The sequence below is a fragment of the Blautia sp. TF10-30 genome (assembly GCF_003481245.1).
Taxonomy (GTDB): Bacteria; Bacillota; Clostridia; order Lachnospirales; family Lachnospiraceae; genus Fusicatenibacter; species Fusicatenibacter saccharivorans.
On the sequence record NZ_QUKM01000005.1, the window covers coordinates 81,831 to 107,131 of the forward strand.

Below are 25,301 nucleotides of genomic sequence, written 5' to 3' on the forward strand. Positions count from 1 at the left end.
AGAACTGACCATAAACCCAAAATTTTTGTAACACACAAAAGGAAGGAACTCTATGAACAAACACAACAAATCCCGCAGCTCGTTTTCCGGCAAAATCGGTTACGTGCTGGCTGCAGCAGGCGCTTCCGTCGGACTTGGAAATATCTGGCGTTTTCCCTACCTCGCAGCAAAATACGGCGGAGGAATTTTCCTCCTCATTTATATCCTGCTGGCGCTCACCTTCGGCTACTCCATGATCGTTGCCGAGTCCGCCATCGGACGCATGACACGAAAAAGCCCGGTCGGCGCTTTCCAGTCGTTCGGCAAATCGAAATGGCTTTCCGCCGGGGGCTGGATCAACGCCATTATCCCGATTCTGATCGTTCCATACTACTCTGTCATCGGAGGATGGGTCATCAAATATCTGATTGAATACGTGAAGGACAACAGTACCCTGCTCGCAGAGGACGGCTATTTTTCCGGCTTCATCTCAAACGGAGTTTCCACAGAGCTCTGTTTTGCCGTTTTCTGCCTTATTACGGTCGCCATCATCTACGCCGGTGTGCGAAACGGCATTGAACGCGTTTCCAAGGTGATGATGCCGATTCTGATCGTCCTTTCCGTTATCATTGCCGTTTATTCCGTAACAAGACCGGGCGCACTGGCAGGCGTGAAGTATTTCCTTGTTCCGAACCTCAAAAACTTTTCATGGATGTCCGTTGTTGCCGCCATGGGACAGATGTTCTACTCCCTCTCGATTGCGATGGGTATTCTGATCACCTTTGGCTCCTACATGAAAAAAGACACCTCGATCGAGGATTCCACACGCAACGTCGAAATCTTTGACACTGCCATTGCGATCATGGCAGGCCTGATGATCATTCCTGCCGTCTTTGCCTTCTCCGGCGGAAATCCGGATACCCTGCAGGCAGGACCTTCCCTGATGTTTATCACCATCCCGAAGGTATTCGCCAATATGGGCTTTGGCACTGTGATCGGTATTCTGTTTTTCCTTCTGGTGCTGTTTGCCGCACTGACCAGCTCCATCGCACTGACAGAAAGCGCCGTTTCCACCTTTGAGGATGAGCTCGGCTGGGGCCGTAAAAAATCGACCGTTCTGATCGGCGTTATCATGATTGCGCTCGGAACGCTCTCCTGCCTTGGCTACGGACCGCTTTCCTCCGTCACCATTCTTGGCATGCAGTTCCTGGATTTCTTCGACTTCCTGACGAACTCCGTGATGATGCCAATTGCTGCCATTGCCACCTGTCTTCTCGTTTCGAGAGTCATCGGTGTGGCAAAAATCGAGGAAGAAATCATCCACGGTGAGCGCCGCTTCCGCAGAAAGAAAATCTTTCTTGTCATGATCCAGTATCTCTGCCCGGTGTTTGCACTGATCATTCTGTTCAGTTCCGTGGCAAATGCATTCGGCTGGATCACCATGTAATGAATCTGTAAACGATGAAAAAAGATTGTTTTCGAAACACGATCACGATTTCGAAAACAATCTTTTTTTATCCAAATCTGTCACACCAGCATCAGGAATCCGTCAGCAGCAGAATATCTTCCTCCTTCAGATACAGCTCCTTTGGAATCCCCATTTCCGGGCTCCAGTCTGTTTTTGCGATATTCCACTGCAGCCAGCTGCATTCGGCATTCTTCCGGAACGAAATGTTCCATTCAAACGGATCTTCCCAGATTTCGGATTCGTTGACCGGAAATACATTTTCCTCACCCGGCCTTTCTACTGTGGCCAGAAAATGTGCCCGGATGCCGACTGCGCGGATATCGTCTGCAATTTCCCGCTCCTTTACGTGCAGCGTTACGCCCCAGTCCACGGCCCGCAGCGTGTGCGCATCCACCCGCTCGGCCGCCGAAATGTTCTTGCAGCCCGACAAAATTGCCGCTGTGCGCGTCTTCGGATTCTGGAAAAATTCCTTCAGCGGTTCCATGACTTCCATCTTTCCCCGGTTCATACAGCTGACCGTATCGCAGAGGCGGTACACCTCATCGCGGTTGTGTGATACGAAGATGACCGGTTTTCCGGCCTCCTTCAGATGTTTGTACATCTCCTGCTCCAACTGCCATTTCAGATAGGTATCGAGCGCTGAAAACGGCTCGTCGAGCAGAATCAGCTCCGGCTCTGCTGCGAGCATCCGTGCCATCGCGACGCGCTGTTTCTGTCCGCCGGAAAGCTGTCCCGGGATCTTTTTCTCCAGCCCTTCCAGCTGAAACTGGCGGATCAACGATTCCGTCCGGCTCCGGTCCGGCCGTTTTCCCATGCCTGCCTCAATATTCTGCACAACATTCATATGCGGAAACAGGGCGTAATCCTGGAACATATAGCCGACTTTCCGCTTCTGCGGCGGCAGATTGATTTTTTTCTCCGAATCAAACAGCACCTTGCCGTCAAGGACAATCCGCCCCTCATCCGGCTTTTCGATTCCGGCGATGCACTTTAAGGTCATGCTTTTTCCACAGCCCGACGCGCCGAGAATCGCAAAAATCTCCTGCTCCGCCCGGAACTGCATATGCATAAAAAATCCGTCCAGCTTTTTCGTAATATCTACTTCAAGCGCCATTCTTTATCCTCTACCACTGTTTCTGATTTTTCTTTCTCCGGTTACCCAGAAGGTTCATTGCCGTCATCGCAAGGAATCCGACAAGCAGTACGACAGCAGACCAAAAACCCGCCGTTTTATAATCCCCGTCCTGAATCACCATTGCGATTTTCTGGGAAACGGTACCCGTCTTTCCCGGAATATTTCCGGCCAGCATCGACGTCGCACCGTACTCACCGAGCGCCCTTGCAAATGCCAGTACCGTACCGGAGAGCACGCCGGGACCTGCCGATGGGATGACCACTTTCCAGAAAATCTTCCACTCCGACATACCAAGCGTCCGCGCCGCATAGATCAGGTTCGTATCCACCTGCTCAAATGCCGCTCTCGTATTGCGGTACATCAGCGGAAACGCGATGATTGTTGCCGCCAGAATACAGCCAAGCCATGTCTGTACTGCCTTGATACTGAAATTCTCATACAGTGCAGCACCAAACGGACGGCGGAGGCTGAAAATCAGAAGCAGGAAAAAGCCTGCAACGGTCGGCGGCAAAATCATCGGAAGTGTCAGAAAGCCGTCAATCACCGCACGCGCGCCGGGACGCAGCTTCATCACCGCACGCGCGGCAAAAATACCAAAGAAAAAGGACAGAATCGTCGCCACAATACCGGTCTTGATCGAAATGACAAGCGGGCTCCAGTCCAGTGACTGTAAAAAATCCAGTATTTCCTGCATAACATTTCCTTTCTATCCACGGCAGCCCTGCATACCTGCATCACGCATCCTGCCCGGATTTTCTCTGATGCAAAACCACCGTCCGTAGAAACGAAATCTTTCTTTTTCGGACGGTGATTCCAAATTCCTGCTGTTTTTTGTGGGATCTTCTTTTTATTCTACCTCTGTATCAAAGTAATAATTCCGGAAGATGGCGGCTGCCTCATCAGAAGTCAGAAACTCTACAAAGTCTTTCGCTGCTGCCTGCTCGGTCTCATCTGCCTCTTTGTTGACAACCTGTGTTGCCGGGTAGATGACATTTCCGGTCAGATCGTACGGAACGACCTGCAGAACCTTCAGACGGTCCTCCAGACCGTAGGTATCGGAATAATAAACGGTACCAACCTCGTTGGATCCCTCTGCAACTGCGGAAGTAACGGCTCCTACGTTTGCACACTCATTGATTTCCACGCCGCTGAGCGCTTCGGAAACCTGCTGGGTTGTGATGGCCGATACGTCGTCTGCTTTCTCCAGAATGCCTGCATTGACCAGTGCTTCTCTTGTGTATTTTCCAACCGGAACGGAACCGTCTGCCAGTGCGATGCTGGATGCCTTGTTCAGATCCTCCAGGCCCGTAACTTCTGTATTGTTTCCCTCATAGGTTACAACGCAGACCTGATTGTTTACGATATTGTGGCGGGTTCCCTCAACCAGAAGATTCTCTTCCTCAAGCTGATCCATCTGTTTTGCTGCTGCGGAGAAGAATACGTCGCAGGATGCACCCTCTTCGATTTGTGTCATCAGGGTTCCTGAGCTGTCATAGCTTCCAACCAGTTTGACATTCGGCTGGGTCTTATTGTACTCGCTGATCAGCGTCTCCATTACAGAGTTCAGGCTCTTTGCGGCAAATACGGTGACAGTGGTATCGTCAAATACTTCGCCGTCTGCTGTGCTCTTGGCGCTGGATGCGCTCTCTGCTTCCGAAGAAGCGCTGGATGCAGATGTGCTCTCTGCCTTGGAGCTGCTCTTACTGGAAGAATCTGTGGAATTGGAAGATCCGCATGCGACAAGAGAAAGTGCCATAGCTGCCATCAGAAGAATGGATACGGTTTTCGTTTTCATGATAATTGACTCCTCATTTTGTATATTTACGTATGAAGCGCCGGATGTGCACCTTTTCGTTTTCCGGTTTTTGCTGACCGGATCTGAATGAGCTGTGCGGCAATGCTGATTGCAATCTCCGCCGGCGTCTCGCTTCCGATCTCGATTCCGATCGGGGCATAGACACTGTCGAGCTGTTCTCCGGTAAAACCCTGCGCTTCCAGTTTTTCGCGCACATACTTTGTCTTTCTGCGGCTTCCCACCACACCGATGTACGATGCGCCGGTGCGAAGCGCAAACGCCTCGGCATCCGCATCGCACCGGTGGCCGCGTGTCACAATCACGAGATAATCATTTTTCCGGATCGAAAGAATCTCGTCCAGTTTCGTAAAATCCACCAGCATGGTCTGCCCGGCGTCCGGGAACAATGCTTTGTCCACATATTCCTCCCGGTCATCGAGTACGATACAGCAGAAATCCAGATGATGCAGCACCGGAACGAGTTCCTGGGCCAGATGGCCGCCGCCGAACAGATAAACCTTTCCGTCGTAGCAGAATTCCTCGGCGTAATACGTTTTCCCGTCCAGTTCCAGAATCCGGCAGTGGCCCGCTTTTTCCTGTGCCGCCGGAAGCATTTCCCACGCTTCTTTTTCCAGCACGCGGATACCGGTTCCGTCCAGCGCAAAAAAAATCCAGTAACTGCGGTACCGCTCCTGCGCCGCAAGCGCCTGCGCCAGACTTTCTGCTTCGCCGTGCGCTCCATTCATAAAATAGAAGCACACCTTCACTCTGCCGCCGCAGACCATGCCAAGCCCCTTCCCCTCTCCGGTTCCGAGATCGTATTCTCTGTATTCACTTTTCTTCTCCTGCACCAGCTCCTGCGCATGCAGAACCGCCTGATATTCCAGGTTTCCGCCGCCAATAGTTCCGAAAACCCGTCCTTCCCGGCCGACCAGCATATAGGCGCCCGTCGTGCGCGGAATGGAGCCGTCCCCTTCGGTGATAAAGGCAAGAACCGTGTCCTGTCCCTCTTCCAGCTGTGCAAGCAGTTTCCGGTAAAGTTCGTCCATGTTTCCTCTCCTTGTGTCTGATCTCTGGTCTACTTTTCCGTCACCAGTTCGATGGTGTCACCCTTTTGAATCGTGCCGCCGCGCAGCACCACCGCGAAAACGCCCTCCCGCGGCATGATGCATTCACCCATGCGTTTGAAAATCTCGCAGTGGCTGTGGCACTCCTTTCCGATCTGCGTCATCTCAAGCAGCGCATCCCCGCAGGAAAACCGCGTGCCGACCGGCAGATTCCGGAAATCATATCCTTCCACGATCAGGTTTTCCCCGAAGGCGCCGAGCGGAATATCCGCCCCCTTTGCACGGAAGGCTTCTATTTTTTCATACGACAAAAGGCTCACCTGGCGGTGCCAGTGCCCGGCGTGTGCATCGCCCTCGATGCCCCAGTCTTCCACCAGCTTCGCCGTTTCCACCTCGTGCTTTGCCGTTCCCCGTTTTTTACTGATACAGATTCCTATGATTTTTCCCATTTCTTTTGTTTCCTCTTCTTTTCGAACCGCCGTCATTTCATCCGCCGATGCCGGACATCAGGTGGTGCTCTGTCATATCCTTCGGCCGCTCAAAGCAGTGTTCCATCGGCTTTTTTAAGATTGCCTGTGCCATCACATCCCGCAGATCCGCCGCCGTTCCGTTCTGCAGAACCTCCCGCAGATCCACGCCGTTCTCATAGCAGAGGCAGAGCTTTAAAAAGCCGCGGCTTGTCAGCCGTACGCGGTTGCAGCTTCCGCAGAACTTTCCGTGGATCGCGCTGATAAAGCCGACGGGCATCGACAGCTTTTCGTACCGCACATAAGCCGCAGGACCGTTTCCTTCTTTTTCCAGGTCCGGCGTACATGCCCCATACCACTGTTCCAGCTCTGTTTTCAGCGCCTCATTCGACGGACCCACGTACGATTTTCCGGCGCCCACCGGCATCACCTCGATGAACCGCACCGGGACTTTTTCCTGCTCTGCAAATTCAATCAGTTCCTGCGCATGCAGTTCTTTTCGATGCACCGCATTCAGCTTCACTAAAAGACCCGCCTCTTTGGCCGCGCAGATGCCCTGCTTTACCTGCTCCAGCGCATCGCGTCCGGTAAGCGCCGCAAACTCTGCCGCATCCACTGTATCCAGGCTCACATTCACACTGTCACAGCCGGCCGCCTTCAGATCCCTCGCACACGATGCCAGGCGCACGCCATTCGTCGTGATCCCAACGGATGCGGTGCCCGGCACTGCTTTTATTTTCTGCACCAGCTCCACGCACTCTTTTCTTACCAGCGGTTCCCCTCCGGTAATCCGGTAATGCGTGATGCCGAGCCCAGCCGCGGCGTGCACAATCTTCAGCATCTCTTCGACGGTAAGCGGCGGATTCTGTTCCGCCTGCTCCAGTGCACAGCCCGCCGCACTCTCCGGCATACAGTACCGGCATCTCAAATTGCACGCGTCCGTGATGGAAATCCGCAGGTAATCTATCGTTCTGCCATACTGATCCTTCATCGTTTATCTGCCTTTTCCAAAACCGCAGTTCGGGAAGGTGCAGACCTTGCAGTTCAGGCAGAGACCGCCCTCGCCAAGACCGGCCAGCTCCTCCGCTGTCACCTCATCATCTGCAATGAGGCGCGGCAGGACAAGATCGAAAATCGTCCGTTTCGAATACATGACGCATCCCGGCAGGCCGACGATCGGTGTTCCGTTTTCGGCATACGCCAGAAGGAACATAGCTCCCGGCAGCACCGGCGCGCCGTAGGAAACGATGCGTGCTCCGGTATTTTTGATCGCCAGCGGCGTCTTGTCGTCCGGATCCACACTCATTCCTCCGGTGCAGAAGACAAGATCGGCACCCGCTTCCATCGCGCGGCGGCATCCGTCTGTGATCTTCGATGCATCATCATCGTAAACCTCATGAAAGATCATCTCCGCGCCGAATTCTGCCAGCTTTTCCTGGATAACCGGTGTGAAGGTGTCCTCGATCCGATGGTAATACACTTCATTTCCCGTTGTCAGAACCGCAAATTTTTTCTTGTGGAACGGCTTTAAGGTCAGGATCGGCCCGTCGGAACAGACTGTCTGTGCCGTCTCCATCTTCTCTTTTTTGATGACGAGCGGAATAATTCTCGTTCCCGCCAGTTTGTCGCCTTTTTTCACGTATGTATCACTGTGGCGCGTCGCAATCATCATCTCGCCGAGGCTGTTTACTTTTTTCAGCTTCTCGCGGTCCACTTTCAAAAGACCGTCGCAGTCCGCGATCAGTTCAATTTTTCCTTCTTTGACATCGGACGGATGCATGTGATCGTTTTTACACATATCGTAAAGAATCTGTGCCGCCTCATTTTCATGCAGCATTGTATCGTCCTTTTCCCAGATGTAAATGTTGTCCTTTCCGACACTTAACAGCACCGGAATATCTTCTTCTGTAATGATGTGGCCTTTGCGGAATACCGCATCTTTTGTCACACCTTTGATAATCTGTGTAATATCGTGGCAGAGCACCTGGCCTACCGCGTCTTCTGTTTTCATCAGTTTCATCTGAAACGCCTCACTTTTTCTATTTGAATCTATTCCAGTTCCCCGCAGATCACTTCCAGCACGCTTCCGGCGATGCACCGCGCCTTATCGGAAATCGTGAAGCAGTTCTGCAGTTCTTCTTTCCGCGGATCGATGTCCGCAATCTTAAATCCCTTCGTCACCGGATAGCCGTCGCGGATCAGCCCGCGCAGCAGACCGGAGAGAGATGCTTCCACAGGTACCGTCCCGTTTTCTGTCTCAATCTCTGCAATCACAGCCCTGGCTTCCACAATGTCTCCGATCGAAGCCGCATTCCGCAGAATACCTTCCGCCTGTGCATGCATCACACGCTCTTTTCCGTACCCGCCGATGATGCCCGGAATGCCAGTGTTCGGAACCGCGCTTCCGCTTCGGATCACGCGTCCAAGATTATGACCGCGCTTCGTCTCAATTACAACATCCACATCTTCTCCTGCCGTAAAGCCCGGTCCGAGGGCAATCACAAGCGGCGCCATCTCTTTTGTCGTCCCGAGATTTTTCTTCGCCAGAATCGCATCGACCACGACGGCCGGGCGAAGTGCTGCAATGCTTAGTCCCGCCGGATCCACGAGCACCGGAACACCATCTTTCTTCCAGATCCGTTCCATTTCCTGTTCCAGAAGTTCTTTCCGGTTCTTTTTCTCTGCGAGATCCACGTCCATGCGCACGGCTTCCACGTCCTCTACCCTGGCACTGCCGGCATATACCGCTTCGCTCAAAGCCACCTGCCGCCGGATCGCCGCCGGGTGCTCTGCTTCCAGAACCAGCAGACGAAAGCCCGCTTTTTTCAGACGATGGATCGTACCGGTTGCAAGATCTCCTGCTCCCCGTACCACGATCAGATCTTTCTTTTTCATCTTCGCTGTCTTCCTTCTTTCGTTTCAGCAGCCGCCGTTTTCTTCCGTCTTCCGCGGTCTGCCTCGTTATTCTCGCGCGAGAATAACGCTTTTTCCATTAATAAAAATACAGGAAAGGACCCGTTTTGTCAACGTGTCCCCGTAAAAAATGTTATTTTTCTTCTGTTCCAAACCACTTCTGAAACGACGCATCGGCGCCTGCGCGGACTTCTTGTTCAAACTTCCGGTACCGCTTCAGGAATTCTTTTCCCTCCGGGGTCAGTACCGTCTGGCCGCCGTTGCTGCCGCCCCGGTTGCCCTGTACCAGCGGGATGCCGAGATCCTCCTCGGCGCGCTTTAAGATTTTCCATCCCTTCGAGTACGCCATCTGCATGCATTTGCAGCCCTTCGAAAGGGAGCCGGTTGCTTCCACATGCTCCATCAGCTCCGCCACACCGGGACCGAAGGCATGATCCGTCCGGCTGACGCGCAGCCGCATGTCGTACCGCAGCTTCTGTCGTAATGTTTCTTCTTTTTCTTCCATTTCCACCTCACACCTCTACAACAGCACACGGTACTCCGCCTCATAGGCAAGTCCCGCCGTCTGAAGTGCCGCAAGGATTTCTTTTCCCTCTTCCGGCGCTGCTTTCCAGGAAAGGCCGCAGCCCGCCGTAATTTCCCGCGGAACGGGGATCATCCTTCCCGGCAGGCCGTGCGCTCTCGCATACTGTTCCATCTGCATCGCCTGCGTTGTCCCCGCAAACGTCAGAATCCAGGTTTCTTTTCGCTGTCTCATATCGTTTCTTCCTTTTTCCAGCTTCTTTTGTATCCCGGATGCCGGATGCCGGCTGCCGCCTCTCTCACTGCTGCATTTCTTCTTCGGCAAACTCCCGCAGAGCCTGCGCGGCAATCCGGACTTCTTCTTCCGTCAGTACATGGGAAAAGCTGAACCGCACGGCTCCCTGCTCCCGTGTCCCGAGTGCTTCGTGCATCAACGGCGCGCAGTGTGCCCCGCTTCGGACTGCAATACCATAGTTCTCATACAGCCAGTCGCTGACATATCCCGAATCACAGGAGCCGATGTTTAATGCCACCGTTGGTACCCGCTGCTGCAGATCGTCTGTTCCATATAAAGTAAGTCCCGGGATTCCCTGAATTTCCTCCAGAAAGAGGTGCATCAGCTCCCTCTCTCTTTTGTAAATCATTTCAATCCCCGTCTTCTCCAGATATTCCAGCGCTCCCAGAAGTCCCGCAATTCCGTGGACATTTAAAGTTCCAGCTTCCAGGTGCTCCGGCATCGCCGCAGGCTGTTCTTTTTCATAGCTTCGGATTCCGCTTCCGCCCATTTTGAGCGGCCGGATCGAAAGTTCGGGACGGACGTAGATTCCGCCGGTTCCCTGCGGCCCTAATAGTCCCTTGTGGCCGGAAAAACAGAGCACGTCGATCCCGCTTTTCTGTACATTGATCGGCAGAATCCCCGCTGTCTGCGCCGCATCGACGATCAGAAGCAGGGAATGGTGTTCCGCAATTTCGCACACCCGCGCAAGATCCGTGATATTTCCGGTCAGGTTGGAGGCATGCGTAACGACAAACGCTTTCGTGTTTTTCCGCACTGCCGCTTCCATCTGATCGTAATCGATCCTTCCAGATACATCCGCCGGAATCACGGAAAGCTCCAGTCCCTGTTTTTCCAGTGCATACAGCGGGCGCAGAACGGAATTATGCTCGCAGACTGTCGTGATCACATGATCCCCCGGCCCGAAGAGTCCGAAAATTGCCGTGTTCAGTGCCTCCGTATCGTTGCACGTAAATGCAATCCGCTCCGGACTCTCCGCGTGAAACAACTCTGCCAGCCGCATTCTCGTCTCAAAGACGATGCGGCCCGCATCCAGTGTCGCATCGTGTGCACCGCGGCCTGCATTTCCACAGCCGTGCAGTGCCTGGATCATACGCTCCTCTGCTTCTTTTGGATGCCACAGCGACGTTGCCGCCGAATCGAGGTAAATCATGGCTTAATCACGCGGTCTGCGCTGCTCATGCGCTCCACGATGTCATACATGTTGGTCACACTGCCGACCTGCAGCTTTTCGGTGATGCCGTAGAAGTTCAGGCATGTTCCACAGGTCAGAATTTCAACGCCGCGCGCTGCCAGATCTTTCAGATCCTCCAGGGACTCGGAACCCTCGCAGGTCAACTTTGCACCGCCGTTGTAGAACAGAATCGTATCCGGCAGCTCATCCTGCTGGGTCAGTGCATAAAGGAAGCTCTTCATCAGAATTTTACCCAGCTCCTCGGCTCCTTCGCCCATATGGTCTGCAGAAAGAACGACGAGTTTTGTTTTCTTTGCCGCCGGTACGAGGCATACGGTTTTCTCTTCTGTTTCAGCCGGCTCTGTTTCCGATACGGTGAACTCCACATGATACTCTTTTTCTTTCTTCTCTTTTACCAGAAAGCCATATCCTTTCTGCTGCGCCATTTTTTCCAGGTTCTGCACGGCGATTTCATTATCCACCAGAACCTCCACTTTTCCGCTTCCCGCAAGTTCTGCAATCGCATTTTTTGCCTTTACCAGCGGTACCGGGCACACATCACCCATTGCGTTTACTGTCTTTTTCTCCATCTCTGCCATTTTTCATCCTCCCTGCCTTACCATTTCCTGCTCTGTGTCACATAAATTTCGGTTCCTGCCGGCTCTGTGATTTTTCCAACGATTGCTGCCGGAATCCCCTGCTCCAGCAGTTTTCTCTGCATTTTTTCTGCATCCACGGCATCCACGGCCATCAGAAGCCCTCCCGATGTCTGCGGGTCAAACAGCACCTCCTGCATGCCGAACGGTATATCCTTAAAGGTCACATGCTGCTCCAGATGATTCCGGTTCCGCTGGCCTGCCGCAGTGATCAGAAACTCCTCCGCCGCTTCCACAGCCCCCGGGAACACCGGAATCTGATCCGCCCAGATATGGCAGGACACGCCCGACTCCATCATCTCATGCAGATGTCCTAGGAAACTAAAGCCCGTTACATCGGTACAGGCATGAATGTTATACTTCCGTGCCGTCTCCGAGGCGTACTTATTCAGCGTCATCATCGATTCCACTGCCTTTTGAAATCCACCCGGGTTTTCCTCCCCGACGCGGTGCGCCGCACAGAGAATGCCGGTTCCGAGCGGTTTCGTCAGAATGAGCAGATCACCCACGCGGCCCGTATTGTTCTGCCAGATCCGGTCCGGATGCACGGTTCCCGTGACAGAAAGGCCGTATTTTACACTGTCATCCGCAATCGAATGACCGCCGGAGAGCGATCCGCCCGCCTCCTGCACCTTTTCCGCGCCGCCGCGCATGATTTCTCCGAGGACATTCAGATCCATCTGTTCCGGAAAGCAGACGATATTCAGGGCTGTCCGCACCTCTCCGCCCATCGCATAGATGTCGCTTAAGGCATTCGCCGCCGCAATTTTTCCAAACGTGTACGGATCCTCCACCACCGGCGGAAAGAAATCCAGCGTCTGGACCATCGCAAGGTCGTCCGTCAGCCGGTAGACGGATGCATCGTCTTTGCTGTCATAGCCCACCAGCAGATTCGGATCCTTTTCCCCTTTCGGCAGCTTCTCCAGAATATGTTCGAGCACGCCTGCCCCGAGCTTTGCCGTACAGCCGCCGCTCTTACAGAAAATAATTTTTTCTTCTTCCATCGTTACCTGTTCCCTCTTTTTTCAGCTTCTTCCGCACTCTCCGTCCGTTCCGCGCAGAAGTCCCAGCGCATGCGGCAGGGTATCAAGTACAAATCCAAGACTCTCTTCCACCGCCTTCGGGCTTCCCGGCAGATTGATAATCAGCGTCCGATGACGGATTGCACTCACTGCCCGGCTCAGCATCGCCCGTTTTGTGATCGCCATGCTGCCCGCGCGGATCGCCTCCGCAATACCGGGTGCCACACGGTTTGAAACCGCCAGCGTTGCTTCCGGGGTCACATCCCGCAGGGAAAATCCCGTGCCGCCCGTCGTCAGAACGAGATCACACCGCTCCAGATCGGAAAGACGGATCAGCTCCTCTTCGATCATCGCCCGCTCATCCGGCAGAAGGCGCATCGAAACGACCTCATACTGCTCCGCCGGAAGCAGCTCTTTGATCTTTGGGCCGCTCTTATCCTCGCGCTCGCCCTGATAGCCTTTGTCACTTAACGTTACAATTCCCACCCGGAAAACCGGGAAATCTTTCTTTTCTGCCATGCTTTATTTTTCCTCTTTCTGATAGATATAATGACCGCTCTTTCCGCCGTCCTTTTCCAGAATGTGGATATCACGAATCACCATGCCGCGGTCCATCGCCTTGCACATATCGTAGATCGTGAGCAGCGCTGTGGAAACACCAGTCAGCGCCTCCATCTCCACGCCGGTCTTTCCGACACAGGATGTGGTGCACACGGCCGTAATAGAATTTGTATTCTCGTCCGTGGTAAATGTCACTTCGCAGTTCGTCAGCGGCACAATGTGGCACAGCGGAATCAACTCCGCATTCTTCTTCGCCCCCATGATGCCTGCCAGCCGTGCAACGCCGAGCACATCGCCTTTTTTCGCCGTATGGTCCCGCACGGCTGCAAATACCTCCGGGCTTACCTGTATGGTTCCCGTCGCCGATGCTGCCCGGTACGTGTCCGGCTTCTCATGGACATCGACCATGACGGCGCTGCCGTCTTTCTTAAAATGGGTAAATTCCGCCATCTGTCTCCTCCGTTCTATTTCCGTTTTATTCTCCGGGTTCCCACTCTTCTTCCGCTTCACGCACGGGAAGCTCTGCTCTCCCATACCAGGGATTCGTGTTCTCACCGCTTTGTCTTCTGTTTCCTGTCGCGCACGTAACCAGAACATGCTCGATCCCCTGCCTGCGCAGCAGCTCCACAAGTTTCTCTGCGGCCGCCCGGTGTTCTTTTTCCTCATACTGGTGCAGTACCGCATAAAACGTTCTGCCTTTCAAATCCTTCTGCTGTCCCTGTTCCGATGCGATCAGCCGTGCCAGATCTTCTTCCGTGATATGGTGTTCCATCGTACAGCCAAGCAGTTCCGCCGCCCGTTCTGCCCGAAAGCAGCCCTTGCCAAGCGGCTGTCCCAGTGCCGAAAGACCTGTCACACCAATCACAAGATCTGAAGAGGAAAGCAGCGCCGGTTCATGTTCCGCCGGTGCCTTGCACGGCAGGTGCCTCGCGCCGTCCGCCTCGATCAGCGTCAGATCGGCCTTTTTGCGTGCCGCTTCAAATAGTTCCGTTTCCGGCATGGAAAGCTTTTCCGTATCCCGGCAGGCACTCCCGATAATCGCTGCGCGGCCTGTGCGAAATTTTCTTTCGACCGCTTCCAGACTCTGGTCATGCCATTCCTTCGGCGGACGGTAAATGTGCGTCGAAGTTGTCACCAGTACCTTCTGATCGTTTTTTACACAAAAGCCTGCCATCTCGTACAGCAGCGTCGTTTTTCCGCCGCCGCCGATGATAGAAACTACATGGTTCTTTTCCTTTAAAAATGGGAACGCCGTTCCCATTCCTACCGGCTCCAGCTTCTGTTTTTCTGTTTTCTGCCAGATTCGAAGCATCTCCTCTGCCCCCTTCTGCCGTCTTTCTTTCTCACTCTACCATACTCATTTTGGGCTGTCAAATTTTACTCGCGCCGTAAAAACTTGAAAAAAGAACTGCCCCGATCGGGCATCCCCATCAGAGCAGTTCTTCTATTCTTACTGAACGTGTACGGTAAGCACCGCTGCATTTGATCTGTTTCCATCGCTGTCCGTCACATGATACGTCAGCGTGTAATCTCCCGGCACTGCAGTATCCACATCGCCGTCGATCTCAATCTGGTTAAAGAGTGACTCCTGGCTGTCTGCATCATCGGTCATCTCTTTGATATAGCTGGTTTTGTCCAGATCGTTTCCGGCTTCCACTGTTACTTCATACGTATTCAGGTACAGTTTTGGGCTTTCCGCCGGCAGTGCTTCGATTTCCATCTGCGCATCTGTCTCATTTTTTGTGCCCTCTGTGTCATTCTGCTGCGGCTCCTCTGTTGCCGGTGCAGACTCATCTGCCGCCCCACTGTTATCCGTTTCCTGCGTAGCCTCATTTTCCGCCGGGGTATCTTCCGCTGCAGCTTTATAATTCACGCGGCGTGTTGCTTTTGATACATTATTGTGACTGTCCTTTGCCGCATAGACAACCGATGCACTGGTATGGTCATCGTTCGGGAAAATGTTTTCAATCACCAGCGAATCTGTCACATCTCCGTCTTTCTCATCCGTTGCAGTAACGCCTTCCAGCAAAGGCGCTGTATCACTGCCTTCCTCATACGTTACATCCCCATCAGCTGGAAGCTCGATTTCCGGGCCTTTTCGGTCGTCCGTCACTACGACAGCTGCTGTACCGGCTCCTAGCGCCACGCACAGGACAATCAAACCTGCAACAATCCCTTTTTTCATGGCAGTTAATCGTCCTCCTCCTGGCCGTAATCTCCATATTTGTACTGACCGTATTTTCCGTATTTACCATACGCCTGTTTCTGCATATCCACCTTGTTCAGGACAACGCCAAGCAGCGGGCAGTTACTTCTCTCGAGCTGGCTCTTTACTTCCTGTGCAAAACGATAGCTGATCACACCGGACTCAATGACCATGATTGAACCATCACAGATTTCTGCAACGATTGCACTGTCGATAACGCTTCCAAGCGGAGGAGTATCCACAATCACATAATCGTAAACTTTACGAAGTGCATTTAAAAGACTTCGGAAGTTCTTTCCCCCCAGAAGCTCTGCCGGATTCGGCGGAAACGGGCCGGAATAAATCATGTAAAAGTTCTTTACATTGGTAGAACAGATGACATCCTCCAGAGTTGCCTGACCGGACAGGAAGTGTGCCAGTCCGCGAACAGATTTCTGTGTTTTCGTTCTTCCAAGAAGAACCGATTTCCGAAGATCGGCATCGATCAAAATCACTCTTTTTCCGCTCTCTGCAAGAGAAATGCCGAGCTGCATAGAAACACTGCTCTTTCCCTCATTTGGTGTACAGCTTGTAACCGCGATTACTTTCTTATCTTCTCCGCAGAACTGAAGGTTGGTCCGAAGAGATTTGTAGGCTTCCACAATCTGATAGCCTGATTTTTCCTGTTTTACTACTACCTGATTCACGTTCCGTATCCTCCCTTATTTCTTTCTTCCACGGCCGTTTTTGTTTTTCTTCTTGCTCTTTTTCTGTCCTTCTGCAAGAGGAATTATGCCGAGTGTACTGACACCCAGATAACGTTCTACATCTTCGGAGGTCTGGATGGTGTCATTTGTCAGATAAACAATAATGATGATGACAATCGCGATAAATGCCCCTGCTATTGCACCGATCAGCCCGTTTTTCTTAATACTTGGGCTTACCGGCTCATCTGGAATATTCGCCTCATCTACCACATTTACAGCTTCTGTGTTCATAACGTTCTGAATATGATCTGATGCTGCTACACGGATTGCATCCGCCATCTGGCTTGCTACATACGGATCTTCGTCTTTTACTGTAATCGAAAGGATACGCGTATCGTTCTGTGTAGTAACAGTAATTTTGTTCAAAAACTCCTCATAGGTAAGATCCAGATTTAACTGTGCAATAACGGTTTCAACAACCTGACGGCTCTGAATCAGCTCCGCATAGTCTTTGGTTAAAAGAGAACTTGCCTGCAGATCTCCACTTGTTACAGTACTGCTGCTGTCCTGTTTTGACAGTACATACATTTTTGTCGTCGATTCATACTGCGGCTTCATAAATACTTTGCTGACCAGTACCATCAGAAGGCCAAGTGCCAATGCAGCTAAAATCACATAGCCAATTTTGCTCCAGAGCACACGAAGCAGTTCCAGTAAATCGATTTCAATTTCATCCTGATTCTGTTGATTCGTTTCCATCTTCTTCTCCTGACTTTTTTTAGATTTCTCCGGCATCCCTTAAGATTTCCATCGGATTATCGTGGAAAATCCTTTCGGCATATGCCTCTCCCATTTTTTTTGAAACATAGGCAGCGCCTGCTCCTATGTTGGGAATACGTGTTTTTGTGTTGTGGGAATCGCTGCCGACAAAACCGAGCAGATCTTCCTTCATCAGTTTTCTGCAGTAGCGTTTTGCCCCCCACGTATACTTTCCAAGTATACTTTCCACATTCACCTGCAGTCTTGCGCCCATATCCACCAGATCGCTGGAAAATCCGACGCTCTTTACCGTTGCCTGATAGCGCTCCACATGCGCGATAATCGGTTCGTAACCGCAGGACAGTACATTGTAGACTCTCTCACGGATATGCTGTGCGGAATCTCCCTCGGAAAATTCCAACAGAACATAGGATGAACCGGCCATGGTCACATATTTCCGTTTTTCCAGGATATCCTGAAGATCCATGTTCGAGTGAAGTTCACACCCGAGATAAAGCGACATATCCGGATATTCCTTTTTTGCCGCTTCCTGCAGTTTCAGAAACTGCTCATGTACCTTTTTTGCCGGTGTTTCAAACATCCGCCGCCGATAATGCGGTGTGATGATAATCTTCCTGACCCCGTCCTCGTGCTGCATTTTCAGCATCGCCAGCGACTCTTCCAGGTCAGCTGCACCGTCGTCTACCCCCGGGACCATATGGCAGTGTACATCAAATAATTCCTTCATACCTTATCCCTCTTTTTGTGTTCTTTCTTCAAGTCACGCATACTTAGACATTCTACTTTAGTATACATCCTTTTGTGATCTCTGGCAATACAAAAAACATACTCTGTATTTATTTTTTAACATTTTTGTCAAACTTGCCTAAAATGAGGGATAAAAAAGAGACCTCCATTTTCATGTCGGCCTCTCCCGTTATTTTCTGCAGATGAAAACCCCTGCCTCTTTTGTGATCGCAATTCCGCCGTGTTTCTGAATTTTCTTTTCCAGAAATTCTTTGAATTCCCGCTGTCTCGGATACAGATACTCATTCTGATTTCCATGGCAGGAAAGGATATAGTCCAGAAGCGGCTCCGGCCGGTCGACCCAGAGACTGTCCTCGTAGATTCTTTTCTCTACGCTGCCAAAATAAGGCTTTAACTGCTTTTCTCCGTGATCCAGACCAAAAATAGTATACAGCGCCACCTCCGAAAGATTGATCTGCGGATCAAACTCCTGTACCAGATCGGTAATCTCTTTCATATGGCCTTTTCCATACGTACTGCAGTAGAACACGCCGTCATCTGAAAGCACACGGCTGATTTCCTGCAGACCGCGGGACAGATTCTGGACATAGAACAAAACATGATTTGCAATAATCCGGTCGTATTCCGCATCCGGAAACGGAAGCTTCTGGCAGTCCAGTGTCCGGAAATCAAAACAGGATGCCTTTTCTTCTCCCAGATTTTCCGCCGCATCCCGGATCATGCCGTCCGACAGGTCAGACAGACAGATATACTTTCCTTTCAGCACGGATGGCTCCGCTTTTTTCCAGAGCTGTCCGTTTCCGCAGCCAATCTCCAGAATCCGGCGCGCACCGTCAAAATCCATCTGTTCCAGAAGCCACGGGAACCATCCCTTTTTATTTTGGGAATACTGCTCGTGCAGCGAAATACGGATATTCAGGTTTTCCCCGTTTTTGTACTGCTCCACCAGCATCTTTTCCATATCGGTCAGATGAATCAGGTTCAGAATGCCGGTCCAGTCGATCTGGTTCGTCTCCTCCAGAATCTGTGTCGTATTCTGCAGCGCCTTTTCCATCTGCTCCAGATTTTCCATCTTCTTGTGCACAAGTCCGATCTGCATTTTCAATGATTTCAGAATATCCGCACTCGTATCGTGAATCGTCATATTTCCGATCTCATTCAGGGAAAATCCGAGATATTTCAGCGATAAAATTTTCTGCAGCTTCAGAAAATCCTCATCCGAATACATCCGATAACCAGACTCGTTGATAAAGCTTGGCTTCAGCAGCCCTTTTTTGTCGTAATAGCGAATTGTCCGAATGGTCACATGGGCCATCCGGGCAAATTCACCAGTGGTATAATATTGATCCATATCCACCACTCCTTCGCAAAAGCCGCTTTTTTGCGGCCTTTGCATTTCACTTTTCTCTCTTACAGACGGTCTTTGTACATCTCAGCAAAGTAGTTCTGATACTCACCGCTGATGATGTGTTTCCACCAGTCTTCATTGTCCAGATACCACTGGATTGTCTGTGCAATTCCGGTATCGAAATTGTATTTTGGTTTCCATCCAAGTTCAGTCTCGATCTTGGTCGGGTCGATTGCATATCTTCTGTCATGGCCCGGGCGGTCTTTTACGTATTTGATCAGAGATTCCGGTTTGTCCAGAGCTTTCAGGATGGTCTGTACTACCTGAAGGTTTGTTCTCTCGTTGTGTCCGCCAATGTTGTAAACCTCGCCTACTTTACCTTTATGGATAATCAGGTCGATTGCTTCACAATGGTCGGATACGTGCAGCCAGTCTCTGACATTCTCACCGTTTCCGTATACCGGAAGCTCTTCGTCTGCCAGTGCGCGGCTGATCATAAGCGGAATCAGCTTTTCCGGGAAGTGATACGGGCCGTAGTTGTTGGAGCATCTGGAAACGGTAACCGGGGTACCGAAGGTTCTGTGGTAAGCCAGTACAAACAGGTCTGCGCTTGCTTTGGATGCAGAGTACGGGCTGGAGGTGTGGATCGGGGTATTCTCTGTAAAGAACAGGTCCGGGCGATCCAGCGGAAGGTCTCCGTAAACTTCATCGGTAGATACCTGATGATATCTCTTTACGCCGAATTTTCTGGAAGCATCCAGCAGTACACGGGTTCCCATTACGTTGGTCTGAACAAAGATGCCAGGATCCTCAATGGAACGGTCTACATGGCTCTCTGCTGCGAAGTTGACAACAACGTCAAATTTCTCTTTTTCAAACAGATCCATGATGAAAGCTTCGTCTGCGATATCACCTTTTACAAATTTGTAGTTCGGTTTGTCCTCAACCGGTTTCAGAGTCTCCAGGTTTCCCGCATAGGTCAGCAGGTCCAGGTTTACGATCTGATAATCCGGGTATTTGTTTACCATGTGATGTACGAAGTTTCCGCCGATAAATCCGGCTCCGCCTGTTACTAATACTTTCATGCTTTTTCTCCTTTTTGGTGTGTTTATCGTCTCAGTTTTATGTCAATTCAACTTGTTGTACCCTCATTATAATGGGTGACGTTGCGTCATGGTCAAGAGGAGAATGAAAAAAGTTTGTGAAAATCTTGTTTTTTCCCCTCCTACCTGTCTATCTTAGGATTTTTACGGCGATTCTCGTAATATACTGTTCCATTTCCTGACTGGTCAGCGCGTCCACCATATATTCCTCATAAAAGCGGTCATCCAGCAAAAATTTCTGTTCCGTGGCATATCGGAACAGCTTCCGGTACGCCGCTTCAATTCCCTGCCATGGTCCTTTATAATAATAGCAAAGATACTCTCCCTCCGGCCGAACCGTGTATCGCACTTTCGCCGGCACACGATCAAAAATCAGATAGAAATCACGGTAATCCAGAAAATTCCCCGTTTCCAGTGTTTCCCGTTTCTGAACAAACCCCACATTATACGAACTTCGATTTCCGTATTGCCCGCAGTAAGCATAGAGCTCTCCGATTTTCTGATTGACTGCCAGATTATCCGCTGACTCGCTGTGGTTTGTGACAAGATACTGCAATGGAAGGGTATGGATCCCCACAGGACAGAAGGGATCTTTTTCAAACGCCTCACGGCATTCCGCCGATGCCTGTGCCAGAAACCGCTTCTTTTCCCCAATCCAGCGCTGCATCTCGCGGAGCCGCTGCATTTTTTCGCGCACCACCTTCTCCTCCTGTTCCAGCAGTACTCCGAATTTTTCAGGACTTCGCTGTTCCAGATAATTTCGAATCTCTGCCAGCGGCATGCCCAGCTCCCGCAGCATTCCGATCACATCAAACGTTTCCATCTGATCCATCGCATAATACCGGTAGCCGTTTGTCCCTCTTCTTTTTGGTACGAACAGCCCAATCTCATCATAATGGAAGAGCGTTTCCTTTGTCGTGCCTACCAGCGCTGCAAATCGCCCCGCGCTTAAATACTCCTGTTTTCCCATTTCTGACTCCTTTTCCTGAATATGTGCTCTCGGAATTTTTCCTGTTTTTCACCTTTTTTGCACTTGACTATAGGGTTACCCTATCCTTTATAATAGCAAACGATTCAAATTTTCACAAGAAATCTTTCCCATCTAAAGCGTGTCTGAAAAAGGCTTTTCACACATAAAAAGGAGGTTTTTGATTATGAGCCAGTCACTCGCCAAGGATTTCAACTTCCGCTCTCTGCTGAAGTTTGCGTTTCCATCGATCATCATGATGATCTTTATGTCTCTCTACAGTATTGTGGATGGCTTTTTCATCGCACAGTACGTGGACAGCATGGCGCTTTCCGCCGCCAATATCGTCTATCCTGCCGTCAGCATTCTTCTTGCCGTCGGCATCATGTTCGGTACCGGAGGCAGCGCCGTTGTCGCCGCAAAGATCGGACAGGGAAAACAGGAGGAAGCCAACCGTAACTTTTCGGCCCTTACCCTTACCACACTGATCATCGGTATTCTGGGCGCAGTGCTCGGCAACCTGTTTTGCCGTCAGATCTGCAGTCTGCTCGGTGCAACGCCGGTGCTGATGGATTACGGTACCGCCTATCTGCGGACGATCCTTTTCTTTGCCCCGGTCTGTCTTCTCCAGGCGCTGTTCCAGTCCTTCTTTGTAACGGCAGGGCGCCCGGGACTCGGACTTTCCCTTACGGTGTCCGCCGGCATTACCAACATGCTTCTGGACTATCTGTTTGTCGTTCCGCTCCATCTTGGTGTTGCGGGAGCGGCCCTTGCCACCGGCCTTGGCCAGTGTATCCCGGCCGTTGCCGGTATTTTATACTTTACCTTTGCCCGAAAAGGCCTTCGTTTCACCAGGCCGGAATTTTCCAAAGGCCTGCTCTCCACAAGCTGCTTCAACGGTTCCTCCGAGATGGTCAGCAATCTTTCTGCAGCCGTTGTCACTTACCTTTTCAACATGCTGATGCTGAAATTTGAGGGCGAAATCGGTGTTGCCGCCATCACGGCGATTCTGTACGGACAGTTTCTCTTTGTTGCGCTGTACCTCGGCTACAGTATCGGCGTTGCACCTGTGTTCAGCTTCAACTACGGCAGCCGGAACAAACAGCGGCTGATCCGGCTTTACCGCATCAGTATCCGCTTCGTTGTGGTAAGCTCTGTGATCATCGCACTTGTGGCTGCCTTCGGTTCTCCTGTTATTTCCGCCGTTTTCATGCAGAAAGGCACGTACGGCTTTGAACTGACACGCCACGGCGGATATCTGTTCTCCATCGCTTACCTGTTCTGCGGTACGAATATCGTCGCCTCCGGCATTTTTACGGCACTGTCAGACGGAAAGACCTCTGCTTTGATTTCTTTTTTGCGAACCTTCGTCTTTATCGTTCTCTCCGCGCTGCTTCTGCCGCTCGTGCTTGGCACCAACGGTGTGTGGCTGTCGATTCCGGTCGCCGAATTTCTGACGCTGTTCATCTCCGTGCCGAAGCTGTCCCGCTATTTCAAGGATCCGAAAGTCGCAACGGAGACGCAAACAAGTCCCAACTGATCTTACCGACTTCGCTGATTCTCAAAACCCCGCACAGGGATCCGTTGTTTTCACAGGATCCGCTGTGCGGGGTTTCTCTTTTGCTACCACTTTTTCCCCGGGCAGTCCCGCAGTGCAATCGCTGCCCGCATCTCCACGTAGCAGCCGCACATGCGGCACATGCCGGACAGCAGCTTTTCACACTCCTTACAGAGGGAAAGCCGCCGCTCGTATTCCTCCTCCGGCGTTTTATCGTCCGCCGGAATTCTTGCAATATAATCATACATATTCTGAAAAAAGCCTGCCTCGTCCATCTCACGAAGCAGGCATTTTTTACAGATCCTGGTATTTCCGTCCATCAAACTCCTCCGGAACCGAATCTTTTTTCATCCCAGATATCTTCTGGTTTTTATGGTTTCCCTATTTTACGGCGATATGAAGCACACTGCACGCCGGAATGGTAAAGGAAATTCCCTCTTTTGTTGCCTGCACACCGTCAAAGCCCTGAACGCCAACCGTCTCCGGCGCTTCAAAGGTGTTTTTATCCTGCATATGGCCGGTTACGATCTCGGCTTTGATCTCGCCGGCTTCTTTTCCAAGAAGTACCGCCTCTACCGGATATGCTTTCTCCAGATCCACATTCGTCATCGTAATATGAAGTACACCGTTGGCATCTACCGAAACAGATTCCGTCAGATTCGGAACCATGTATTCATCTTCCAGACCAACCTGCTCCGTTTCCAGAGAGCTTGCCAGAAGATCATTTTCCTGATGTACCTGATACAGATCGAAAACATGATACGTCGGAGTTTTGACCATCTTTTCCCCCTCGGTCAGGATCATCGACTGCAGAACATTGACCATCTGTGCGATATTTGCCATCTTGACGCGGTCGCTGTGTTTGTTGAAAAGATTCAGGTTGATCCCTGCGACCAGTGCGTCACGCATGGTATTCTGCTGATACAGAAATCCCGGATTTGTTCCAGGCTCTACATCATACCAGGTACCCCACTCATCCACGATCATACCGACCTTTTTGTCCGGGTCATACTGATCCATAATGGCGCTGTGGCGGCGGATCAGCTCTTCCATGTACATCGTCTTTTTCATGGTCTTATACCAGTCTTTTTCCGCAAACTCCGTTGCACTTCCCTTGTGATCCCAGGTTTCCGGCACCGTATAGTAATGAAGCGACAGGCCATCCATCATGCCATGCTGCTGTGGGGAGATTCTGCGGAAGCATGCTTTCATCACTTCCTGCGTCCACTCATAATCATCCGAATTGGCGCCGCAGGCAATCTTCCGGATCTTTTTGTTTCCATCGTAATCACGCACAAAGGTCTGATATCTGCGGTACATATTTCCGTAGAATTCCGGATTCATATTTCCGCCACAGCCCCAGTTCTCATTGCCGATGCCGAAGAAATCGACGGTCCACGGCTTTTCGTGGCCATTTTCCGCACGAAGGTCTGCCATCGGAGATACCCCGTCAAATGTCATATATTCAACCCACTCCGACATCTCCTGTACAGTACCGCTTCCCATATTTCCGTTGATATAGGTTTCACATCCGATCTGACGGCAGAGTTCAAAAAACTCGTGGGTACCGAAGCTGTTGTCCTCGACAACACCGCCCCAGTTGGTGTTGATCATTTTTTTGCGGCTTTCTTTCGGTCCGATACCGTCTTTCCAGTGATATTCATCTGCAAAACATCCGCCCGGCCAGCGCAGTACCGGAACTTTGATATTTTTCAGTGCTTCAACAACATCGGTACGCATTCCGTTCACGTTCGGAATATCGGAATTTTCTCCTACATAGAGTCCTTCATAAATACATCTTCCCAGATGCTCCGAAAACTGTCCCTGGATTTCCTTATTGATTTTTGAAAGCTTTCTGTTCGCATCAATTACTAACTTAGCCATAACTTGTCCCCTTTCGAGATCTTAAATTTGGCTTTATTATAGGAGATGTATCTCACTTGTGTCAATGAGCGTACAAGTTGTTTCCCCATGATTTTTTCAAAAAGTGCGGCCGTCTGGCTGCTGACCAAAAGGCCGCTTGTTTTATTTTTCATTCTGCATACGAAAAAACCGCCCTGGTTTTCACCAGGACGGTTACCGTCCGTGCGTTAGAGGATTCGAACCCCCGACCTTTTGGTCCGTAGCCAAACGCTCTATCCAGCTGAGCTAAACGCACATTTCTTTGTCGCTTTAGAACTCTTTGTTTATCACTCGTTCCCGCTGACATCATGTATATTACACTATCCTAAGAGAAAAGTCAACACCTTTTTGAAAAAAATTTAAAATTTTTTCGAATAACAGTTTTTTGTGAAAATAAGGGCTTTTTCCCCTATTTCACAGTCCGCACCAGGTAGTCTTTCTTTCGCAGTTCCTCTTCAATCAGATCCAGGGTCTGCGCAGAGTCTGCCGATACGGTATGAAAATGTTCCCCTGATGTGATATTCTTCAGCGGCCGTGATTTTCCCTGCCGGATTTCTTCCATAAACAGTGCCACCTTATTTCGTGAACTGATATTAAGTTCCGCCCGCAGTTCTCCGTAAACCTCGTGACGCACAATCACATCCAGCACAACGCCGCCGAAATCCACAATTGTATTCAGCTCGTCCTGCATCTGCTCATCCGTGTGATTCACCTCAAAGACCCGCGTCTCTCTCACCGGGCTGCTGCAGATGTAGCCGCGGTTTGTCGCAATCACATCGTATCCGGCAGCGCGGATCAGGGCAATGTCCTGGACAATCACCTGACGGCTGACTTCACAGCTCTTCGCCAGCGCTGCACCGGAGACCGGCGTCTTACTGTTTGTTATTCTTTGAAGAATCTCTTCTCTTCGTTCCTTTCCACTCATCATAAAACAAGACCTCGCATTTCGT

Annotated in this window: 28 protein-coding genes and 1 tRNA gene; 2 read left to right on the forward strand and 27 right to left on the reverse strand. The window is 51.1% G+C overall.

The window, feature by feature from the left end; all coding sequences use genetic code 11:
- The first annotated feature begins 52 nt into the window (after nucleotides 1-52).
- The gene (locus DXD02_RS06600; protein WP_118666595.1) at nucleotides 53-1,426 is read left to right on the forward strand and encodes a sodium-dependent transporter; all 1,374 of its coding nucleotides are present in this window, start codon (nucleotides 53-55) and stop codon (nucleotides 1,424-1,426) included.
- 91 nt (nucleotides 1,427-1,517) lie between these two features.
- On the opposite strand, the gene DXD02_RS06605 is transcribed toward DXD02_RS06600, so the two are convergent.
- The 23 genes from DXD02_RS06605 to DXD02_RS06715 form a co-directional block, all read right to left on the reverse strand.
- A complete protein-coding gene (locus DXD02_RS06605) occupies nucleotides 1,518-2,561 on the reverse strand; it encodes a sulfate/molybdate ABC transporter ATP-binding protein (protein ID WP_117760653.1) in 1,044 nt (347 codons plus the stop codon).
- Between the two features lie 10 nt (nucleotides 2,562-2,571).
- On the reverse strand, nucleotides 2,572-3,276 hold the full coding sequence (gene modB, locus DXD02_RS06610) for a molybdate ABC transporter permease subunit (protein ID WP_118666596.1): 705 nt from the start codon (nucleotides 3,274-3,276) through the stop codon (nucleotides 2,572-2,574).
- 153 nt (nucleotides 3,277-3,429) lie between these two features.
- Nucleotides 3,430-4,377 carry a molybdate ABC transporter substrate-binding protein gene (gene modA / locus DXD02_RS06615; protein ID WP_118666597.1) on the reverse strand — a complete coding sequence of 316 codons (948 nt, stop codon included), beginning with the start codon at nucleotides 4,375-4,377 and terminating at the stop codon, nucleotides 3,430-3,432.
- Between the two features lie 26 nt (nucleotides 4,378-4,403).
- Nucleotides 4,404-5,426, reverse strand: coding sequence for an XdhC family protein (locus DXD02_RS06620; RefSeq protein WP_117802064.1), 1,023 nt, complete (start codon nucleotides 5,424-5,426; stop codon nucleotides 4,404-4,406).
- A 29-nt stretch (nucleotides 5,427-5,455) separates the two neighbouring features.
- Nucleotides 5,456-5,893 (reverse strand): MOSC domain-containing protein, encoded by a 438-nt coding sequence (locus tag DXD02_RS06625; protein ID WP_118666626.1) that lies wholly within the window; start codon nucleotides 5,891-5,893, stop codon nucleotides 5,456-5,458.
- Nucleotides 5,894-5,930: 37 nt separating this feature from the next.
- Nucleotides 5,931-6,902 carry a GTP 3',8-cyclase MoaA gene (gene moaA / locus DXD02_RS06630; RefSeq protein WP_118666598.1) on the reverse strand — a complete coding sequence of 324 codons (972 nt, stop codon included), beginning with the start codon at nucleotides 6,900-6,902 and terminating at the stop codon, nucleotides 5,931-5,933.
- A 3-nt stretch (nucleotides 6,903-6,905) separates the two neighbouring features.
- Nucleotides 6,906-7,931: a molybdopterin-binding protein gene (locus DXD02_RS06635; protein WP_118666599.1), complete on the reverse strand. Its 1,026-nt coding sequence runs from the start codon at nucleotides 7,929-7,931 to the stop codon at nucleotides 6,906-6,908.
- A 29-nt stretch (nucleotides 7,932-7,960) separates the two neighbouring features.
- Nucleotides 7,961-8,806, reverse strand: coding sequence for a selenium-dependent molybdenum cofactor biosynthesis protein YqeB (yqeB, locus tag DXD02_RS06640; protein WP_022462464.1), 846 nt, complete (start codon nucleotides 8,804-8,806; stop codon nucleotides 7,961-7,963).
- A 151-nt stretch (nucleotides 8,807-8,957) separates the two neighbouring features.
- Nucleotides 8,958-9,329 carry a winged helix-turn-helix domain-containing protein gene (locus tag DXD02_RS06645; protein ID WP_022462465.1) on the reverse strand — a complete coding sequence of 124 codons (372 nt, stop codon included), beginning with the start codon at nucleotides 9,327-9,329 and terminating at the stop codon, nucleotides 8,958-8,960.
- Between the two features lie 15 nt (nucleotides 9,330-9,344).
- Complete coding sequence (locus tag DXD02_RS06650) at nucleotides 9,345-9,581, reverse strand: DUF3343 domain-containing protein (protein WP_022462466.1); 237 nt, start codon at nucleotides 9,579-9,581, stop codon at nucleotides 9,345-9,347.
- A gap of 64 nt (nucleotides 9,582-9,645) precedes the next feature.
- Nucleotides 9,646-10,794, reverse strand: a complete 1,149-nt coding sequence (locus DXD02_RS06655; RefSeq protein WP_118666600.1) for an aminotransferase class V-fold PLP-dependent enzyme — start codon at nucleotides 10,792-10,794, stop codon at nucleotides 9,646-9,648.
- Nucleotides 10,791-11,405, reverse strand: a complete 615-nt coding sequence (gene yedF, locus DXD02_RS06660) for a sulfurtransferase-like selenium metabolism protein YedF (protein WP_334294816.1) — start codon at nucleotides 11,403-11,405, stop codon at nucleotides 10,791-10,793. The genes DXD02_RS06655 and yedF overlap by 4 nt, the downstream gene beginning before the upstream one ends.
- Before the next feature lie 26 nt (nucleotides 11,406-11,431).
- Nucleotides 11,432-12,475 carry a selenide, water dikinase SelD gene (selD, locus tag DXD02_RS06665; protein WP_055220516.1) on the reverse strand — a complete coding sequence of 348 codons (1,044 nt, stop codon included), beginning with the start codon at nucleotides 12,473-12,475 and terminating at the stop codon, nucleotides 11,432-11,434.
- 21 nt (nucleotides 12,476-12,496) lie between these two features.
- Nucleotides 12,497-13,012, reverse strand: coding sequence for a MogA/MoaB family molybdenum cofactor biosynthesis protein (locus tag DXD02_RS06670; protein WP_118666601.1), 516 nt, complete (start codon nucleotides 13,010-13,012; stop codon nucleotides 12,497-12,499).
- Between the two features lie 3 nt (nucleotides 13,013-13,015).
- Nucleotides 13,016-13,504: a cyclic pyranopterin monophosphate synthase MoaC gene (gene moaC / locus DXD02_RS06675; RefSeq protein ID WP_022462471.1), complete on the reverse strand. Its 489-nt coding sequence runs from the start codon at nucleotides 13,502-13,504 to the stop codon at nucleotides 13,016-13,018.
- 25 nt (nucleotides 13,505-13,529) lie between these two features.
- Nucleotides 13,530-14,366, reverse strand: coding sequence for a selenium cofactor biosynthesis protein YqeC (yqeC, locus tag DXD02_RS06680; protein ID WP_118666602.1), 837 nt, complete (start codon nucleotides 14,364-14,366; stop codon nucleotides 13,530-13,532).
- 138 nt (nucleotides 14,367-14,504) lie between these two features.
- Complete coding sequence (locus DXD02_RS06685) at nucleotides 14,505-15,239, reverse strand: immunoglobulin-like domain-containing protein (protein WP_118666603.1); 735 nt, start codon at nucleotides 15,237-15,239, stop codon at nucleotides 14,505-14,507.
- Nucleotides 15,240-15,244: 5 nt separating this feature from the next.
- On the reverse strand, nucleotides 15,245-15,946 hold the full coding sequence (locus tag DXD02_RS06690; RefSeq protein ID WP_055227943.1) for a polysaccharide biosynthesis tyrosine autokinase: 702 nt from the start codon (nucleotides 15,944-15,946) through the stop codon (nucleotides 15,245-15,247).
- A gap of 15 nt (nucleotides 15,947-15,961) precedes the next feature.
- Nucleotides 15,962-16,705: a YveK family protein gene (locus tag DXD02_RS06695; RefSeq protein WP_055228010.1), complete on the reverse strand. Its 744-nt coding sequence runs from the start codon at nucleotides 16,703-16,705 to the stop codon at nucleotides 15,962-15,964.
- Between the two features lie 19 nt (nucleotides 16,706-16,724).
- Nucleotides 16,725-17,453: a CpsB/CapC family capsule biosynthesis tyrosine phosphatase gene (locus DXD02_RS06700; protein WP_055227942.1), complete on the reverse strand. Its 729-nt coding sequence runs from the start codon at nucleotides 17,451-17,453 to the stop codon at nucleotides 16,725-16,727.
- Nucleotides 17,454-17,642: 189 nt separating this feature from the next.
- Nucleotides 17,643-18,824 carry a MerR family transcriptional regulator gene (locus tag DXD02_RS06705; protein ID WP_117802055.1) on the reverse strand — a complete coding sequence of 394 codons (1,182 nt, stop codon included), beginning with the start codon at nucleotides 18,822-18,824 and terminating at the stop codon, nucleotides 17,643-17,645.
- Between the two features lie 59 nt (nucleotides 18,825-18,883).
- On the reverse strand, nucleotides 18,884-19,906 hold the full coding sequence (rfbB, locus tag DXD02_RS06710; RefSeq protein ID WP_022461570.1) for a dTDP-glucose 4,6-dehydratase: 1,023 nt from the start codon (nucleotides 19,904-19,906) through the stop codon (nucleotides 18,884-18,886).
- 148 nt (nucleotides 19,907-20,054) lie between these two features.
- Nucleotides 20,055-20,894, reverse strand: a complete 840-nt coding sequence (locus DXD02_RS06715) for a MerR family transcriptional regulator (RefSeq protein ID WP_055227940.1) — start codon at nucleotides 20,892-20,894, stop codon at nucleotides 20,055-20,057.
- A 184-nt stretch (nucleotides 20,895-21,078) separates the two neighbouring features.
- Here DXD02_RS06715 and DXD02_RS06720 point away from each other — a divergent pair, with 184 nt between their 5' ends.
- On the forward strand, nucleotides 21,079-22,431 hold the full coding sequence (locus DXD02_RS06720; RefSeq protein ID WP_117804733.1) for an MATE family efflux transporter: 1,353 nt from the start codon (nucleotides 21,079-21,081) through the stop codon (nucleotides 22,429-22,431).
- 83 nt (nucleotides 22,432-22,514) lie between these two features.
- Here the strand turns inward: DXD02_RS06720 and DXD02_RS06725 are convergent, their stop codons facing one another.
- The 4 genes from DXD02_RS06725 to DXD02_RS06740 form a co-directional block, all read right to left on the reverse strand.
- Nucleotides 22,515-22,769 carry a DUF6171 family protein gene (locus tag DXD02_RS06725; RefSeq protein ID WP_118600883.1) on the reverse strand — a complete coding sequence of 85 codons (255 nt, stop codon included), beginning with the start codon at nucleotides 22,767-22,769 and terminating at the stop codon, nucleotides 22,515-22,517.
- A gap of 61 nt (nucleotides 22,770-22,830) precedes the next feature.
- Complete coding sequence (locus DXD02_RS06730) at nucleotides 22,831-24,333, reverse strand: alpha-N-arabinofuranosidase (protein WP_118666604.1); 1,503 nt, start codon at nucleotides 24,331-24,333, stop codon at nucleotides 22,831-22,833.
- A gap of 200 nt (nucleotides 24,334-24,533) precedes the next feature.
- Nucleotides 24,534-24,607, reverse strand: a tRNA-Arg gene (locus DXD02_RS06735).
- Nucleotides 24,608-24,760: 153 nt separating this feature from the next.
- Complete coding sequence (locus tag DXD02_RS06740) at nucleotides 24,761-25,276, reverse strand: transcription repressor NadR (RefSeq protein ID WP_055220692.1); 516 nt, start codon at nucleotides 25,274-25,276, stop codon at nucleotides 24,761-24,763.
- Nucleotides 25,277-25,301 lie beyond the last annotated feature (25 nt).

Coding starts and splice junctions, on each gene's coding strand:
- yqeC (WP_118666602.1), bottom strand. CDS start 14,366: ATGCTTCGAATCTGGCAGAAAACAGAAAAACAGAAGCTGGAGCCGGTA.
- moaA (WP_118666598.1), bottom strand. CDS start 6,902: ATGAAGGATCAGTATGGCAGAACGATAGATTACCTGCGGATTTCCATC.
- DXD02_RS06645 (WP_022462465.1), bottom strand. CDS start 9,329: ATGGAAGAAAAAGAAGAAACATTACGACAGAAGCTGCGGTACGACATG.
- DXD02_RS06600 (WP_118666595.1), top strand. CDS start 53: ATGAACAAACACAACAAATCCCGCAGCTCGTTTTCCGGCAAAATCGGT.
- DXD02_RS06700 (WP_055227942.1), bottom strand. CDS start 17,453: ATGAAGGAATTATTTGATGTACACTGCCATATGGTCCCGGGGGTAGAC.
- DXD02_RS06730 (WP_118666604.1), bottom strand. CDS start 24,333: ATGGCTAAGTTAGTAATTGATGCGAACAGAAAGCTTTCAAAAATCAAT.
- DXD02_RS06670 (WP_118666601.1), bottom strand. CDS start 13,012: ATGGCAGAAAAGAAAGATTTCCCGGTTTTCCGGGTGGGAATTGTAACG.
- DXD02_RS06740 (WP_055220692.1), bottom strand. CDS start 25,276: ATGAGTGGAAAGGAACGAAGAGAAGAGATTCTTCAAAGAATAACAAAC.
- DXD02_RS06655 (WP_118666600.1), bottom strand. CDS start 10,794: ATGATTTACCTCGATTCGGCGGCAACGTCGCTGTGGCATCCAAAAGAA.
- DXD02_RS06695 (WP_055228010.1), bottom strand. CDS start 16,705: ATGGAAACGAATCAACAGAATCAGGATGAAATTGAAATCGATTTACTG.
- DXD02_RS06715 (WP_055227940.1), bottom strand. CDS start 20,894: ATGGGAAAACAGGAGTATTTAAGCGCGGGGCGATTTGCAGCGCTGGTA.
- DXD02_RS06635 (WP_118666599.1), bottom strand. CDS start 7,931: ATGAAACTGATGAAAACAGAAGACGCGGTAGGCCAGGTGCTCTGCCAC.
- yqeB (WP_022462464.1), bottom strand. CDS start 8,806: ATGAAAAAGAAAGATCTGATCGTGGTACGGGGAGCAGGAGATCTTGCA.
- DXD02_RS06720 (WP_117804733.1), top strand. CDS start 21,079: ATGAGCCAGTCACTCGCCAAGGATTTCAACTTCCGCTCTCTGCTGAAG.
- selD (WP_055220516.1), bottom strand. CDS start 12,475: ATGGAAGAAGAAAAAATTATTTTCTGTAAGAGCGGCGGCTGTACGGCA.
- DXD02_RS06685 (WP_118666603.1), bottom strand. CDS start 15,239: ATGAAAAAAGGGATTGTTGCAGGTTTGATTGTCCTGTGCGTGGCGCTA.
- modA (WP_118666597.1), bottom strand. CDS start 4,377: ATGAAAACGAAAACCGTATCCATTCTTCTGATGGCAGCTATGGCACTT.
- DXD02_RS06705 (WP_117802055.1), bottom strand. CDS start 18,824: ATGGATCAATATTATACCACTGGTGAATTTGCCCGGATGGCCCATGTG.
- DXD02_RS06650 (WP_022462466.1), bottom strand. CDS start 9,581: ATGAGACAGCGAAAAGAAACCTGGATTCTGACGTTTGCGGGGACAACG.
- DXD02_RS06625 (WP_118666626.1), bottom strand. CDS start 5,893: ATGGGAAAAATCATAGGAATCTGTATCAGTAAAAAACGGGGAACGGCA.
- rfbB (WP_022461570.1), bottom strand. CDS start 19,906: ATGAAAGTATTAGTAACAGGCGGAGCCGGATTTATCGGCGGAAACTTC.
- yedF (WP_334294816.1), bottom strand. CDS start 11,405: ATGGAGAAAAAGACAGTAAACGCAATGGGTGATGTGTGCCCGGTACCG.
- DXD02_RS06725 (WP_118600883.1), bottom strand. CDS start 22,769: ATGGACGGAAATACCAGGATCTGTAAAAAATGCCTGCTTCGTGAGATG.
- DXD02_RS06605 (WP_117760653.1), bottom strand. CDS start 2,561: ATGGCGCTTGAAGTAGATATTACGAAAAAGCTGGACGGATTTTTTATG.
- modB (WP_118666596.1), bottom strand. CDS start 3,276: ATGCAGGAAATACTGGATTTTTTACAGTCACTGGACTGGAGCCCGCTT.
- moaC (WP_022462471.1), bottom strand. CDS start 13,504: ATGGCGGAATTTACCCATTTTAAGAAAGACGGCAGCGCCGTCATGGTC.
- DXD02_RS06620 (WP_117802064.1), bottom strand. CDS start 5,426: ATGGACGAACTTTACCGGAAACTGCTTGCACAGCTGGAAGAGGGACAG.